Here is a 15,159-nt window from a genome sequence, read left to right as displayed (position 1 = left end):
CGGGCTCCGGACGGGCAGTACCATGTCACGCATGACAAGGATGGACGAGTCGGGAATCCGGCGCCTGCCCTCGTTCCGTCATCGGCGCAGCCTCCGTGAGGAGATCGCCGAGACCCTGCGGAGAGCCGTGATCTCGGGCGAGTTGAAGCCGGGTGTCGTCTACTCCGCCCCGAGCCTGGCCGAACAGTTCGACGTCTCCTCCACCCCCGTCCGCGAGGCGATGCTGGACCTCGCCAAGGAGGGGCTGGTCGAGATCGCCCGCAACAAGGGCTTCCGGGTCACGCATCTGTCCGCCGCGGAACTCGACCAGATCACCGAGCTGCGCTTGCTCATCGAGGTGCCCGTCATCCGCCGGATCGCCGAAACGGGCGTGGCGCCCGAGCACATCGCGACGCTGCGCCCGCTGGCGGAGGCGATCGACGACGCGGCCCGGCGCCGGGACCTCATCGCCCATGTCACCATCGACATGGAGTTCCATCTCACCCTGCTGGGCCTCGGAGGCAACCCGCGGCTGGTGGAGATCGTCCGGTCGCTGCGCACCAGCTCCCGGATCTACGGCCTGCGCACCCTCGCCGAGGGCAGCCTCCTGTTCGACTCCTCGCACGAGCACGTCGAACTGCTCGACGCGATCGAGGCCGGTGACGCCGACGCCGCCGAGGACCTGGCCCGCCGCCACGTCGGTCATGTCCGGGGAATCTGGGCGGCGGAGAACGCACCCGAGCACGAGGCGCCGGGGGCCTGAGGGCGGCGCTTTCCCGCCCATGACGGCGCTCACCGCCCGGTCACCGTCGGTAGCGTCGGTAGGTAAGGCCGTAGGGGGCCGGGCTGCCGGTTCCCCTGACCGCGCCATCTCGGTTCCCCTGGCGGCGTCATGGTGGCCGGCGCCGTCACCCGAGCCAGGTGTCGGCCAGCGTGTAGCCGGCGGGGAAGGGATCGCTGGGGTCGACGCCGATCTGGGAGATGTCGGTGATCCACGCCTGGCCGGTGACGCTGGGGACGACCGCGTCGACGCCCCCGACCCGCGCCAGCGACCCGATCACGCTGTCGAAGCGGGTCCCGAGGATCGATTCGCTGATGAACCACTCGCCCTGCCCGATCTCGCCGCGCGCATGGAGCACCGCCAGGCGGGCCGACGTGCCCGTGCCGCACGGGCTGCGGTCGATCCGTCCCGGGGAGACGATGACGGCGTTGCGGCCGAGCAGCGCGTGGCCCTCCCGCCGGACCGGCAGGGTGAACTCGGTCTGCGTGATGCCCGCGAACTCGGGGTTCTCCGGATGGCGAACGGGAAGCTGCTCGGCCGCCGCGTGTTTGATCCGCTGGCCGATCTCGCACAGATCCCGCGCCTCGGCGGGATCCAGATCGAACCCGACCCTGCGCGCGTCCACCAAGGCGTACGCCATGCCGCCCCAGGCGACGTCGACGGTCACCGTGCCGAGGCCCTCGACCTCGACGGGGGCGTCCAGGTGGTGGACGAAGGCCGGCTGGTTGACGAAGGTCACGCCGGTGACCTTCCCGTCACGGCACGTGCAGGAGAGCCGGATCAGACCGGCGGGCGACTCCAGCGTCAACTCGGTGACCGGCTCGCGCATCGGGATCATGCCGGTCTCCAGCAGGACGGTGGCGACGCAGATCGTGTTGCTGCCGGACATGACCGGGTATTCGGTCGACTCCATGATCACGTATCCCATGTCCGCCTCCGGGTGCGCCGAGGGGAACACGACGTTCGCGCTGCGCACGACGTTGCCGCGGGGCTCCTTCAGCAGCAACTGCCGTAGCCAGTCGGCCTCCTGCGCGAGATGCCGGCGCTTGTCGAGCATGGTCGCGCCCGGAACCGCCGGGACACCGCCGACGACCACGTTCCCGATCTCGCCCTCCGCGTGGCAGCCGACGACGTGGATGCTCTTCTCGAAACGCATGGGACATGGCCTTTCTCGCTATGGGCCCGGGTCGGGGTCCGGGGGCTTCGTCCGGCGCGGCTGGGGGCCGGTCAACGCACGACCGTCGCGCGCCGGCCGGCGCCGGCGGCCGCCGGCAGGGCCGTGAACGTGTCGCTCACCGCCGGGCGCCGTTCAGGACACCGGAGAAGAAGCGCTTCACCGCGGGGCGTACGAGGCTGCCGCGGTGGCCCACGTCCGGGACGATCTCGAACTCCACGGAGATTCCGTGGTCCTCGAAGTTGCGGCGCAACGAGTCCAGCCGCTCGACGCGGGTGCGGCCCGCCTCCTGCGCGCCGTCGAGCCAGTTGGGGTCGCCGACGTTGTTGATCTCCCAGGTCTCGGTGTCCAACGCGCCGACGACCATGTGCACCGGGATTTCGCGCAGGGCCCCGACGTCGACGCGGATGCCGCTTCGCTCCTCGAGGTCCCGGGTGCCCAGCCACCAGTTCCTGGTGTCGTCGAGCATCGTCACCCGTCCGGGGGCTCCGATGGACACCGCCCTGAGCCGGTCCGGGTGGAGGTAGAAGAAGCGCTGGGTGAACTGCCCGCCGCCGGAGAAGCCGTGCAGGAGGAACCGGCCGGTGTCCACGTTGAACGCCTCGCCGACCTCGGCCACGATGTCCAAGAGGATGCGGTCGTACCGCAGGTCGCCCGCCATCAGGAACTTGTAGCTGTGCAGCTCGCCCGGAGCGGTGATGCCGCCCGGGAAGAGGGGGGCCAGCACGAGGGCGTTGTGCTCCTCGGCCCACTCCGAGAAGCCGTCGCGGTACTGCGGGCCGGTGCGGCCCGTGCCGTGCACGAGCACCACCAGCGGCAGCGGCCGGTCGCTGTTCTCGTGCCCGGACGGAACGTGCAGGCAGTACGAGAACCGCTGGTCGGTCCGAGCGGCGAAGATCGGCGTACGGCCCCTGAAGTAGAAGGCGGTGGCCTGCGAGGTGTCCGGTCCCCGGGTCATCGCGCGAACACCTCTGCTATGCGTGCCGGCATGGCGAATCCCTCCACGTTGCGACTGTTCACTGAGGACTTCCGTCTGGGAGAGATGCTTTCTCCCACCGGCCGAGTTCGGCCGAGCGGTCACGCGCGGCCTCGACGCCTGCCATGACCGCCGCCCGGACGGCGTGGTTCTCGAACTGCCGGATGCCCGCCACCGTCATCCCGCCGGGGCTGCTGACGGCGACCCGCAGAGCGTCCGGTGCCTTGCCGGTCGTGCGGATCAGGGCGCCGGAGCCCACCAGGGTCTGCGTGACGAGTTCGGCGGCGAGGGGACGCTGGAGGCCGAGCAGCACGCCGGCGTCGATCAGGGCCTCGGCCAGGTAGTAGAAGTAGGCGGGGCCGCTGCCCGACAGGCCGGTGACCACGTCCAGTTGGGCCTCGGTCACGCGGACGACCCTGCCGACCGCGGACAGGATCGCCTCGGTCCGCTCCAGGTCCGCCTCCGAGGCGTACGCGCCTCGGTTGATCGCGGTGATGCCCTCGCCGACCGCCGCGGGAGTGTTGGGCATGCAGCGGACCACGGGAACCTTCCCGTTCAGCCCGGCCTCGATCTGGCCGGCGGTGACGGCGCCCACGACCGAGATGACCAGCTGCCGGTCCGTGAGACGGTCGGCCAGCGGGCCGAGCACGTCGTCGATGAAGTGCGGCTTCACAGCGATCACCAGGGTGTCGGCGGTCGCCGCCTCCTCGATCGCCACCACGCTGATGCCGTACGTCGAGCGCATGTACGCGGCGCGGTCGGGATCGGGTTCGACCACCGACACGTGCTCGGCGCCGAACAGCGCCCCCTCGCCCAGGAGCAGGCCGGAGAGCAGGGCTTCCGCGATGTTGCCGCCGCCGATGACCGACAGTGTCCCGGCGGGGGGTCGTTCAGAGGTGCTCATGGCTCCTGCCTTCGTGGAGACCCGGGCCATCCGGCCCGGACCGCGATCGTGGTTGGTGTGGTCGTTCTCCGTGCGGCCTGTTTGTCGTCCGCGCTACCGGCCCTTTGCCGCGGGGCGGATCAAGCGCCGAAGGGATCGGACCGGGCCCGGCCGGATGCGGGTGGCGCCGGCAGGCCGGGCGGAATCCGGACCCCTTCCATTGTCTCGGCGGGCAGCGAGCACCATAACACCTGTGGTGTGTGACATACCACTGCTTTTGAGCTGCAACAACGCCTCCGGAAGCGGGTCTTACAGGTCAGACTCCAGGGCCGGCCCCGCACCTGCGCCATTCGGTCGCCGACCGGTACCGGTCGGCCCGCGACCCGCTCACCTCGGCTCTTCGGGCGGGCGCTTGAACGCGCCGCGGGAGCCCGCGGCGGTCATACCGGTGCCGGGCAGCGCGGTGCGGAGCCGGGTCAGCAACTCCGAGGTGGCGGTGGCGCGTTCCTCATCCCGCGAGGCGACCCCCAGGAGCAGCGCGTCGGTCAGGACGTGCGCACACAGCGTCTCGCTGGTGAAGCCACCGGGCGAGTGCACGGCATAGAGCGAGGCGGTCACCCGGTCGCCCAGCACCGGGATCAGGGAGTCGGAGATCAGGAGGGTGCGGGCACCGACGGCGGACGCGTGCTCCAGCAGGGGATCGATCTCGTCGAAGTGGCGGCCCGGGGCGTAGAGCACGACGAGGTCGTCCTGCCCCAGGGCTATGAGGTCGTCGGCCAGGCGGAAGCCGGTGTGGGTGGCGGCGCGGGCCCGGCGCCCGGCGCGGTTGAGGCGCAGCGCCAGGTAGTCGGCCATGATCTCGGAGACGCCGAAGGCCACCGCGAGCACCTCGCGTGCCCCGGCCACCAGGTCCACCGCCTTCGCCAGGTCCGCGGGGAGCATGAGGCGCCGGGTCTCCGTGAGGCGCTCGACGGCCTCGGTGAACACCATGTCGAGCGCGGTCGCGCTGTCCTGGCCGGCCCGTTCGATGCGCTGATGCAGGCGCTCCGACGGCCTGGTGGCCTGGATGACCTGCATGCCGAGGCTGTACTTCAGCTCCAGCAGGCCGGAGTAGCCGAGCGTCTTGGCCGTGCGCACCACGGTGGCGTCACTGGTGTTCGAGCCGGCTCCGATCTGTTCGGCGGTCGCGAAGATGACCTCCTGACGGTGGGTGCGGAGGTACTCCGCCACCTTGCGCTCGGCCCGCGTCATGGTGGCGAGCCTGGCCTCGATCCTCGCGTCGAGCGAGTCCTCATCCGGCTCCGGAGAGCCGGCCTCCGTATCGCTGGAGTGCTCTGTTGGCATTCTATTGACTTCCTTGTAGCTGTCACTACAGTGTAGCGCCACGCCCCCCGATCTCGTAGCGGAAACTACCGATCGCCTACGCCGGACCGATACGCGCAGGTCCGCCCCGTGATCGCGCTCCACCTCATCCTGCGGACGCCGACGCTTGCACGCGCACGCTTCAAGGAGAAGTCTCCACATGACACATCGGCCCATACCTCTCATCGAGGTGAGCGGGACCCCGCGAGAACGGGGGCGCGCCTACGGTGAGGCCGCCCGGTCGGAGATCGGCCGGTCGCTCGACTACTACCGGGTCGCGTTCTCCACGTCGTCCGGCCTCAGCTGGCCCGAGGTCCTCGACCGGGCCCGGCTCTGGCGCCCCGTCGTGGAGGCAGCGGCCCCCCGCCTCGCCGAGGAGATGGACGGCATCGCCGAGGGCGCCGGCGCCGACGCCACCGACATCCTCGCGCTCAACGCCCGCGGGGAGATCGTGCGCAGCGCCGACTCCTCCTTCGCCGAGATGGGGCGGCCGGCCGCTCCCCACCAGCGCGAGGAGATCGACGGCTGCTCCTCCTTCGCCCTGCTCCCCGAGGCGACGGGCGACGGGCACACCTACGTCGGCCAGAACTGGGACTGGCGGGCCGGCACCGAGGACACCACCGTCATGATCCGCATCGTCCAACCGCCGCTGCCGACCGTCATCATGCAGGTCGAGGCCGGCCAGGTCGGCAGGCACGGCGTCAACTCGGCCGGGATCGCGCTCAACGCCAACGGGCTCGACGGCCGCTTCGGCACCCCCCTCGGCCTGCCGCAGCCCCTCATGCGCCGGCTCATCCTCGATGCGCCGACCTTCCATGAGGCCCTGGACATCCCCTTCGCGGTGCGCCAGCACATCGCGACCAACCTCGTCCTCGCCCACCGCGACGGCTTCGCCATCGACCTGGAGACCACCCCGCTCGGCCACGGCTGGGGCTACCCGCGCGACGGCATCCTCGTCCACGGCAACCACTACCAGTACGGAATCCCTCCCGCGCTCTGGGCGGACTACCGCCCCTCCTCGCCGGACTCGCTGGTCCGCGTCCCGCGCATCGAGAGCGGCCTGGCCAGGGTCCGCCACGCGGCCGACCCCACGGCCGTCCGCAAGGCCGTCCACGACGCCATGAGCGACCACTTCGGCGCACCGCTGAGCGTGTGCGCCCACCCCGACCCGGCACACGGCGAGGTCCGCCGGTCCAAGACCATCATGAGCAGCCTCGTCGACCTGACCGCCGGGGAGTACCACGCACTGCGCGGAAACCCCTGCGAGAGCGACTACCGGCTCCTGCCCTGGAACCTCTACGACGGACCGGGAGGCGAGCGATGAGCGGCCACCCCCTCGTCAGCGTGCGCGGGCTGTGCAAGGACTACGGCGCCGTCCGCGTCCTGCACGACGTCGACCTGGACGTGCACGCCGGGGAGGTCGTGGTCGTCGTCGGCCCCTCCGGCTCGGGCAAGTCCACCCTGTGCCGGTGCATCAACCGCCTGGAGCGCCACCAGGCGGGCACGGTCGCCCTGGCCGGCCGGCAGGTGCCCGAGGAGGGCCGCGAACTGGCGGGACTGCGGGCCGACATCGGGATGGTGTTCCAGTCCTTCAACCTCTTCGCCCACATGACCGTGCTGGAGAACGTCACCCTCGGACCGGTGCGGGCGCGCCGCACCGACCGGAAGGAGGCGGCGGCCGAAGCGATGCGGCTGCTGGCCCAGGTCGGCGTCGCCGACCAGGCCGACAAGTACCCGGCCCAGCTCTCCGGGGGCCAGCAGCAGCGCGTCGCCATCGCCCGGGCACTCGCCATGCGCCCCAAGGTCGTCCTGTTCGACGAGCCCACCAGCGCCCTCGACCCCGAAATGGTCCACGAGGTGCTGGACGTCATGACCACCCTGGCCGCCCAGGGCATGACGATGATCGTGGTCACCCACGAGATCGGCTTCGCCCGCCGGGCCGGGCACCGCGTGGTCTTCATGGCGGACGGCCGGGTCGTCGAGGAGGGCGCTCCCGACGAGTTCTTCGACAGCCCGCGCACCGATCGCGCGCGGGACTTCCTCTCCAAGGTGCTCGCGCACTGACGCCGACCGCCCAGGCCCGGGCGCGCGTACCACCCCTCCCCCGTTCCATCGGCCCACCCGTCTTGAGGAGCAAGCACGTGAGAGTCACCCGTCTCGCCGTCGCCGTCAGTTGCCTGGTCATGACCGGCAGCGCCCTCGCCGGCTGCGGCAGTTCCCACCCCACCGGCCCCGCCGCTGGAGGCAGCGGCAAGGCCGCCCGTCCCGCGTCCGGCGGCGACGTCGACCAGGCCGCCGCGGTCGCCGCCGGCCCCGTCGGCAGGAACCTCCCCCACACCCCGACCCTGGACCGTATCCGGGGGCGCGGCGTGCTCCTCTACGCCGGCGCCCGCGACGGCGTCGGCTTCTCCCAGCTCGACCCGACGACCGGGAAGATCAGCGGCTTCGACGCGGGCATGGCACAACTGCTCGCCAAGTACCTGCTCGGCAAGCCGTCCGTCAAGCTCGGCCCCGGCAACAACGAGACCCGGGAGGCCCTGCTGAACAACGACACGGTGGATGTGGCCATCGAGACGTACACCATCACCCCGGAGCGGTTGAAGATCGTCAACTTCGCCGGGCCCTACTACATGGCAGCCGGCGGTATCGCGGTCGCCGAGTCGGAGACCGCCATCCACGGCGTCGGGGACCTCTCCGGCAAGAAGGTCGCCACCGAGTCCGGCACCGCGCAGCAGGCGCTGCTGAAGGCCCAGCCCAAGGCCGAACCCGTGCTGTTCGACACCGTGCCGGAATGCGTCACGGCGCTGGCCCAGGGCCGGGTCCAGGCGGTCACGCTCAACAACGCCTCGCTGACCGGGAACGTGGTCAATCATCCGGGGGTCAAGATGCTCGACGCCACCTTCGGATCCAACCCCTTCGGCATCGGCATCGCCAAGAAGGACCCCGCGTTCACGACGGTGGTGAACCAGTTCCTCAAGGCCGTCGAGGCGGACGGCACCTGGAAGAGGCTCTACGACGAGACCGTGGGCAAGCTGGGCGGGAAACCCGCTCCCACCCCGCCGGCCATCGGCGCGGTCCCCGGCGCCTGATCCACCCCACCCCCGCGCGGAGACACCGTGAAACTTCTCCTCACCCACCTCGCCCCGTTGGCCGGCGGCCTGCTCAAGACCCTAGAACTGACCGCACTCGCCTTCCCGCTGGCGGTCGTGCTCGGCACGCTCCTCGGAGTGTGCCGGGTCGGCCCGCTACCGCCCCTCAGAGCAGCCGGAGCGCTGTACGTGCACCTCGTGCGGAACTCCCCGCTGTTCCTGGTCCTGTTCATGATGGTGTTCGCACTGCCCTACGCGGGTGTGCGGGTGCCCTTGTTCTGGTCGTCCGTGATCGGCCTCGCACTGTACTTCGGCTCGTACGTGTGCGAGACGTTCAGGTCCGGCGTGCACTCCATACCGGTCGGCGAGATCGAGGCGGCCCAGGCCATCGGGCTCGGGTTCCGGGGTGTGCTCCGCACGGTCGTACTGCCCCAGGCATTCCGCGCCATGGTGCAGCCGCTCGGCAACGTGTGCATCAACGTGGCCCTGGCCTCGGCCCTGGCCACCGCCTTCGGCGTCCTGGACCTCACCGGCCAGGCGCGGGCGTTCAACGCCCAGTACGCCCAGCCGATCGCCAGCTTCGTGGCCGCCGGCATCGGATACCTCCTCGTCACCCTGACCGTGGGAGCGGCCACCGGTCTCATCGAGCGCAAAGTGCGGATCCTGCGATGACGCGTTCCGTCGAATCCGTCCTCTTCGGGCAGCTCGGCCCCAGGGGCCGCGCCAGGATGCGGTGGTGGACCGCCGGCTCCGCCGTGCTGGTGCTCGGCCTGGTGGCGGCCGCCCTCGCCCAACTCGGCCACACGGGTCAGCTCGACCGCGACCGCTGGTCCCCTCTGCTGACCTGGGGCACCCAGCACTACTACCTCCAGGGCCTGGCGAACACCCTCAAGATCGGCCTCACCGGCGCGGCGCTCTCCCTCGTCGCCGGTACTCTCGCCGGTCTCGGACGGCTCTCGCCGCGGCGCTGGATCTCCCTCCCGTCCGCCGCCGGGATCGAGTTCATCCGCTCGATCCCGCTGATCCTGATCGTCTACTTCTTCATGCTCGGCCTGCCGGAGGTCGGCGTCCGGGTTCCCACGTTCTGGCAGCTCGGCATCCCCGTCGTGCTGCACGCGGGCGCGGTGTTCGCCGAGATCGTGCGGGCCGGTGTCCGCTCCGTCGGCCGCGGCCAGTACGACGCCGCCATCGCCCTGGGCCTGCGGCGCGGCACGGCGATGCGGCTCGTGGTCCTCCCCCAGGCGCTGCGCATCCTGCGGCCGGCGCTGATCACCCAACTGGTACGGGCACTGAAGGAGTCCAGCCTGGGCTACATCGTCGGCTATCCGGAGCTGATGAGCGACTCGCGTGTGCTGTCGCAGTTCTCCGGGAACCTCCTGCAGACCTACGTCATCACCGGCGTCTACTTCGTCGTGCTCAACTTCCTGCTGTCCGGAGCGGCGACGCTGGTGGACCGCGGTGCGGGTCCCGGCGCACGCGGCCGGCGCCGTCGCCCGGGCCCGGGCCTGACCACGGAGTCCGTCCCCCGGCCACTGCCGCAGAAGGCGGCCTGACCCCCGTCCCGTCCCCTCACCCGGCCGCGCCGGGATCCCCACGCGCGCTCGGAATGCGGTCTCCCGGCCGGACGACCGCCGGGAAGCCCCGGCTCTGCCCTCACCGTCCCGGAGAACAGAAAAGTGCTGGTCGAGACGGGTCTCAACCAGCACGTTCCGGGAGCCGGTGGGCTGCCGGTACGCATTCCAGGCCCGAACCGTGCCCCGGTGGCCCGGGGGCCACAGGGCACGAGACGGCTTGAACTGTCAGCGCCGGCCTGACGAGGACATCAGCCCGGCGTGACGTCGACAGCGTTTTCCTGACGAGGTGTCAGTGACGAGCGGCAGCGCGCTTGCGGGTGGCGAGCAGGATGCCGCCACCGGCGACGACGACCACGGCGGCAGCACCGGCGATGATCGGCGTGGAGCTGGACGAACCGGTCTCGGCCAGGTTGGACGAGCTCGGCTTGCTGCTCGGAACCGGCGCAGCGCTCGCGGACGAGGTGCTGGGCGCCGGAGCCTCGGAGCTGGGGGCCTCGGTGGGCGTCGGCGACTTGGACGGCGGGGGGGTGGCAGGCGTGCCGGCGCACACCGGAGCCGTCTTGGTGTCGTCCTTCGAGTACTGGTCCCCGTCACCGGCCTTGACCACGAGGTGCACCGGCAGTTCGCTGGTGTGCTCGGGCAGCGTGATCTTGTCGTGGTACTCGCTGCCGAAGGTCTTGGCGGCCAGCAGGTCCTTGCCGTCCACGCTGATGCTGACGGTGTTCTTCACACCACCGTTGTACGCGGTGAGGTCGACCGTCACCTCGGAGCAGGACACCGACCAGGTCGGGGTGTGCGCCGACGCGGGGACGGTGCACAGACCGACGGCCGCGACACCGGCCACGGCGCTGCCTATGAGGAAGCCCGGACGGCGCCAAGCACGGGTGGGTCCATTCATGAATCCTCCACACAAGATGTGTAGTTGGGGTGAAGTTCGTGCGCGGGCACAGTACTCCCTCGGCTGCCGGGGCTCGCACCCGCCCCATGCATCACACGTGATCATCAGCCACGACGGGCCGCGAACCCCTTGTGACCTGCCGATGGAGTCCCGCCTTGCGGAGAGGGACTACAGCCGTGCCTGGGCAGCGGAGAGTATCGCGCACCTGCACGAGGCCGCCACCCGCGTCGCATCCTCGCCGCACCCGCTCCGGTGCGCCGCCTTGTGCCACCGCCACTCGGCGCCGAGGGCGTCCGCAGGCAGGTGGAGGACGGGTCCGCGCACCCCCGACACTGGCTGGAATTGATCGGTGCGGCGGTGCGTGGAACGCGGCCGAGCGTCCGCCCGCCGTCAACCCGTGATCACCATCGCCGTGCCGGCCCGAGTCATCCCGCCGCGTGCGGGTACTCGGCTGCGCACAGCCGGGCCGACTGGGCCCGGGCAGGCAGGGAAAGACGCTCGGGCGGAGGCGCGTCATGGCAGGAGGCACGCACCCGGCGGCGGACGCCGCACGGGACGCAGCGGACGGGGCACGCGGGACCGTGGCGCAGCGGCTCATCGGCGATCACCTCGTCGAGGGCACGCTGGAGCCCGGCGGCGAGATCGGGCTGCGGATCGACCAGACCCTCACCCAGGACGCCACGGGCACCCTGGTGATGCAGGAGCTGGAGGCCCTCGGCCTCGACCGGGTGCACACGGACGTGAGCGTGCAGTACGTCGACCACAACATCCTTCAGGCCGACGAGCGCAACGCGGAGGACCACGCGTTCCTGCGCTCCGCCGCCCGCCGCTTCGGCATCTGGTACTCCAAGCCCGGCAACGGCGTCTCGCACCCGGTGCACATGCAGCACTTCGGCCGGCCCGGCGCCACCCTGGCCGGGTCGGACTCACACACCTGCGCGGCGGGATCGCTCGGGATGTTCGCACTGGGCACCGGCGGCCTGGAGGTGGCACTGGCCATGACGGGCCGCCCGCTGCGCATCACCATGCCGCGGATCTGGGGCATCCGGCTGACGGGCACCCTGCCGGACTGGGTGAGCGCGAAGGACGTGGTCCTGGAGATGCTGCGCCGGCACGGCGTGAAGGGCGGGGTGAACCGCGTGCTGGAGTACCACGGACCCGGCCTCGCCTCCCTCACCGCGATGGACCGGCACGTCATCGCCAACATGGGCGCCGAACTGGGCGCGACCACCTCCGTCTTCCCCGCGGACGAGGCGGTGCGCGACTTCCTGCGCGCCGAGGGCCGCGAGGAGGACTTCACCGCGCTGCTCCCTGAGCCCGACGCGCGCTACGACCTCCGCGAGGAGATCGACCTCTCCACCCTGGAGCCCCTGATCGCCCGTCCGACCTCGCCCGGGAACGTGGTGCCGGTGCGCGAGGCGGCAGGCGAGGAGATCTCCCAGGCGGTGATCGGCTCGTCCGCCAACCCGGGGCTGCGGGACTTCGCGACCGTGGCGTCGATGGTGCGGGGGCGGCAGACGGGCGCCGGGATCAGCCTGGACGTCAATCCGACGTCGCGCGAGATCCTCCAGGACCTCACGCGGTCGGGTGCGGTCCTGGATCTGATCGCCGCGGGCGCCCGCATCCACCAGGCGGGCTGCCTCGGCTGCATCGGCATGGGCCAGGCCCCGGCCGTGGGGCGCAACTCGCTGCGCACCTTCCCGCGGAACTTCCCGGGCCGCTCCGGGACCGAGGAGGACGCGGTGTGGCTCTGCTCGCCGGAGACCGCCGCCGCGTCGGCGCTGCGCGGCGTCATCACCGATCCCCGGGAGTGGGCCGCGGACACCGGAGCGCGGTATCCGGTGAACGGCACCATGCGGCGCACCGCGCGGAATCCGGACATGCTGGAGCCGCCCCTGCCGCCCGAGCAGGCCGCTCGCATCAGCCTGGTGCGCGGCCCCTCGATCTCCGCACTGCCCACGCTCGACCCGCTGCCGGACACCGTCCGGGGACCGGTGCTGCTGAAGATGGGCGACGACGTCTCCACGGACGAGATCTCCCCGGCCGGCGCGAAGGCGCTGCCGTTCCGCTCGCACATTCCGAGGCTCGCCGAGTTCACTTTCACGCGTATCGATCCGGAATACCCGCGGCGGGCCGCGGAGTACCGGGAGGGCGGCGGCCATGTCGTGGTGGCGGGCGAGAACTACGGCCAGGGTTCGTCGCGGGAGCACGCGGCCATCACGCCCCGCTATCTGGGGCTGCGCGCGGTGATTGCCAAATCATATGCGCGGATTCACTGGCAGAACCTCGCGAATTTCGGCATCCTCGCGCTGGAATTCGAGGATCCGGCGGACTACGACCGGGTGCGCCAGGGCGACGAGTTGCGCCTCGACGGGCTGCGCGCCGCGCTCGCACCGGGTGCCGAGCCGTCCCTGGTCGCGGTGAACACCACCCGCGACGAGGAGTACCGCGTGCGCCACCACCTCCCGGCACACCGCAGGCTCACGGTGCTGGCGGGCGGCATCATTCCGGCGCTGGCCGCGGAGGAGAGCGGCACGGAAGAGGGCGGCGAGTAGCCGTTCTCTCACCGCACGTGAAAACGAAAAGAATGGACGGCCGGATGGGAATGTCCGGCCACACGGGGAACCCTGAATTCTGACGGGGGATGTGCAAGGCCGTTCAAGGAGGCTGACTCATGTCCGTCATGGACAGGATCAAGAGCATGCTGAAAGGCCACCCGGAGCAGTCGGAGAAAGCCGCCGACAAGGGTGCCGACCGCATGAACGACAAGTCGCAGGGCAGGTACGAGGGCCAGGGCCGGGACCGGGCCGATGACGAGTTCGGCGGGGACCAGGGCGACAACCCGCCCCAGTCGTGACGGAACGGCCGCCGAGCGGGCCGGGCCCGTCCGCCGCCTGACGTGTGCCGCGACGGCGGAGCGGGCCCGACCTGCGCCCGATCTACTCGCCGGAGACGGTGATGGCGCCCACCGGACAGGCGCGGGCGGCCTCGCGGACCAGCGGGTCGCCGCCGCCGTCCTCGCGGCCGGGCAGCACCTGGCTGAACCCGTCGTCGTCCTGAGTGAACACGCTGGGTGCGGTCAGGGCACACATGCCCGCGCCGACGCAGGTGTCCGTGTCGATCGCGATCTCCATTGTCACGCCTTTCCTCGAATCGCCCGTCACGGTTCATTCCCTACCAGGCGACGGGGAGTTCAATCATCCCCTGAAGGGTGTCTCCGGGCTTGAAGGGGATCTCGTCGGCGGGCGCCGCGAGGCGCAGGTCCGGCAGCCGTTCGAACAGGCTCCGCAGCGCGATGTCCATCTCGGCGCGGGCCAGGTTCTGCCCGAGGCACTGGTGGACGCCGAATCCGAACGCGACGTGGTGGCGGACCGAGCGGTGCCAGTCCAGCGAGTCCGGCTCCTGGTAGGCGCCCTCGTCGCGGTTGATGACAGAGGTCGAGAAGACCACCCCGTCGTCGGCGCGGATGGTGGTTCCGGCGATCTCGATGTCCTCCAGGGCGACCCGCGTCAGGCCCTCGGCGATGGACAGGAACCGCAGCAGTTCCTCCACGGCGGCCGGCATCAGCGAGGCGTCGCCCCGCAGCTCGGTCAGCTGCTCGGGGTGCTGGAGCAGCGTGAAGGTGCCGAGCGAGATCATGTTGGCGGTGGTCTCGTGGCCGGCGACGAGCAGGATCAACGCGAGGTCGATCAGTTCCCTGCGGTCCACGTTGCCCTTGGCGTACTGCTCCGAGATGAGCTCGTCGAGGAGGCCGTCGCCGGGCGACTTCTGCTTCTTCTCGATCAGGGCGTCCAGGTAGTCCATGAGTTCGTCACGGGCCTTCTGGGAGTCCTCGGCGCGGGGGCCGCGCAGCAGCATCCGCGACTGCTCCTCGAAGAAGTCGTGGTCGGCGTACGGCACGCCCAGCAGGGCGCAGATGACCATCGAGGGAACGGGCAGCGCGAACGCGCTCACCAGTTCCGCCGGGGAGCCCTTCTCGATCATGGCGTCCAGCAGCCGGTCGACGGTCTCCTGGATGCGCGGGCGCAGGGAGTTGATCCGCTTGAGCGTGAAGCTGGGGATCAGCATCCGGCGCTGGGTGTTGTGCACGGGGTCGTCGACGCCGAGCAGGGCGGCTGTGCGGTCGCGAACACCCTCGAACCTCGCGGTCACCAGGGGGAACGACGGATTCCTGCGGTCGGTGGAGAGCCGGGGGTCGACGAGCAGCTCGCGGGCGGTGGCATGGCCGGTGACCACCCAGACGTCGCGGCCGTCGTAGAGGGTGACCCGGGAGAGCGGGCGCTGCTCCGTGAGTGGCTGGTAGGCCGCCGGCGGGTGATAGGGACAGGTGCGATCCTGGGGGAAGGCAACGGTTTCAGTCATGGGGGGTCCTCGCAAGCCTCGGTTCTGCCTTGCCGATCATCATTAGATGCCTCGGGCTCCTAACAGGTCGACATGCAGACC

Annotated in this window: 15 protein-coding genes; 8 read left to right on the top strand and 7 right to left on the bottom strand. The window is 70.9% G+C overall.

The genetic code is table 11. The features are described 5' to 3' along the window. Positions 1-31: 31 nt before the first annotated feature. Positions 32-742 carry a GntR family transcriptional regulator gene (locus tag Sm713_RS23495; RefSeq protein WP_249416458.1) on the top strand — a complete coding sequence of 237 codons (711 nt, stop codon included), beginning with the start codon at positions 32-34 and terminating at the stop codon, positions 740-742. 145 nt (positions 743-887) lie between these two features. Here Sm713_RS23495 and Sm713_RS23490 read toward each other — a convergent pair whose 3' ends face one another. The 4 genes from Sm713_RS23490 to Sm713_RS23475 form a co-directional block, all read right to left on the bottom strand. Then, entirely contained in the window at positions 888-1,916 is a 1,029-nt protein-coding gene (locus tag Sm713_RS23490) for a proline racemase family protein (protein ID WP_212911524.1), read from the bottom strand. Between the two features lie 136 nt (positions 1,917-2,052). Next, complete coding sequence (locus Sm713_RS23485; protein WP_212911523.1) at positions 2,053-2,892, bottom strand: alpha/beta hydrolase; 840 nt, start codon at positions 2,890-2,892, stop codon at positions 2,053-2,055. Between the two features lie 58 nt (positions 2,893-2,950). Next, positions 2,951-3,814, bottom strand: coding sequence for a pyrroline-5-carboxylate reductase (gene proC, locus Sm713_RS23480; RefSeq protein ID WP_212911522.1), 864 nt, complete (start codon positions 3,812-3,814; stop codon positions 2,951-2,953). Positions 3,815-4,180: 366 nt separating this feature from the next. Beyond that, the gene (locus Sm713_RS23475) at positions 4,181-5,137 is read right to left on the bottom strand and encodes a MurR/RpiR family transcriptional regulator (RefSeq protein WP_212911521.1); all 957 of its coding nucleotides are present in this window, start codon (positions 5,135-5,137) and stop codon (positions 4,181-4,183) included. Between the two features lie 178 nt (positions 5,138-5,315). Here Sm713_RS23475 and Sm713_RS23470 point away from each other — a divergent pair, with 178 nt between their 5' ends. From Sm713_RS23470 to Sm713_RS23450, 5 genes are all read left to right on the top strand, one after another. After that, positions 5,316-6,479 (top strand): C45 family peptidase, encoded by a 1,164-nt coding sequence (locus Sm713_RS23470; protein ID WP_212911520.1) that lies wholly within the window; start codon positions 5,316-5,318, stop codon positions 6,477-6,479. Beyond that, positions 6,476-7,219 (top strand): amino acid ABC transporter ATP-binding protein, encoded by a 744-nt coding sequence (locus Sm713_RS23465; protein ID WP_212911519.1) that lies wholly within the window; start codon positions 6,476-6,478, stop codon positions 7,217-7,219. Before Sm713_RS23470 ends, Sm713_RS23465 begins: the two co-directional genes overlap by 4 nt. Before the next feature lie 77 nt (positions 7,220-7,296). After that, positions 7,297-8,244: a transporter substrate-binding domain-containing protein gene (locus Sm713_RS23460; protein WP_212911518.1), complete on the top strand. Its 948-nt coding sequence runs from the start codon at positions 7,297-7,299 to the stop codon at positions 8,242-8,244. Between the two features lie 27 nt (positions 8,245-8,271). Beyond that, the gene (locus Sm713_RS23455; RefSeq protein ID WP_212911517.1) at positions 8,272-8,916 is read left to right on the top strand and encodes an amino acid ABC transporter permease; all 645 of its coding nucleotides are present in this window, start codon (positions 8,272-8,274) and stop codon (positions 8,914-8,916) included. Continuing rightward, on the top strand, positions 8,913-9,797 hold the full coding sequence (locus Sm713_RS23450) for an amino acid ABC transporter permease (RefSeq protein ID WP_212911516.1): 885 nt from the start codon (positions 8,913-8,915) through the stop codon (positions 9,795-9,797). The genes Sm713_RS23455 and Sm713_RS23450 overlap by 4 nt, the downstream gene beginning before the upstream one ends. Positions 9,798-10,107: 310 nt before the next feature. Here the strand turns inward: Sm713_RS23450 and Sm713_RS23445 are convergent, their stop codons facing one another. Continuing rightward, entirely contained in the window at positions 10,108-10,716 is a 609-nt protein-coding gene (locus Sm713_RS23445; protein ID WP_212911515.1) for an LAETG motif-containing sortase-dependent surface protein, read from the bottom strand. A gap of 515 nt (positions 10,717-11,231) precedes the next feature. Here Sm713_RS23445 and Sm713_RS23440 point away from each other — a divergent pair. Beyond that, positions 11,232-13,271, top strand: a complete 2,040-nt coding sequence (locus tag Sm713_RS23440; protein ID WP_212911514.1) for an aconitate hydratase — start codon at positions 11,232-11,234, stop codon at positions 13,269-13,271. Positions 13,272-13,390: 119 nt separating this feature from the next. Continuing rightward, the gene (locus tag Sm713_RS23435) at positions 13,391-13,573 is read left to right on the top strand and encodes an antitoxin (protein ID WP_212911513.1); all 183 of its coding nucleotides are present in this window, start codon (positions 13,391-13,393) and stop codon (positions 13,571-13,573) included. A gap of 82 nt (positions 13,574-13,655) precedes the next feature. On the opposite strand, the gene Sm713_RS23430 is transcribed toward Sm713_RS23435, so the two are convergent. Together Sm713_RS23430 and Sm713_RS23425 are read right to left on the bottom strand one after the other, a co-directional pair. Then, positions 13,656-13,850: a ferredoxin gene (locus tag Sm713_RS23430; RefSeq protein ID WP_212912216.1), complete on the bottom strand. Its 195-nt coding sequence runs from the start codon at positions 13,848-13,850 to the stop codon at positions 13,656-13,658. Between the two features lie 40 nt (positions 13,851-13,890). Continuing rightward, on the bottom strand, positions 13,891-15,078 hold the full coding sequence (locus Sm713_RS23425) for a cytochrome P450 (protein WP_212911512.1): 1,188 nt from the start codon (positions 15,076-15,078) through the stop codon (positions 13,891-13,893). Positions 15,079-15,159 lie beyond the last annotated feature (81 nt).

This window comes from Streptomyces sp. TS71-3, from assembly GCF_018327685.1.
Taxonomy (GTDB): domain Bacteria; phylum Actinomycetota; class Actinomycetes; order Streptomycetales; family Streptomycetaceae; genus Streptomyces.
This window is presented reverse-complemented; position numbering and strand designations above follow the sequence as displayed.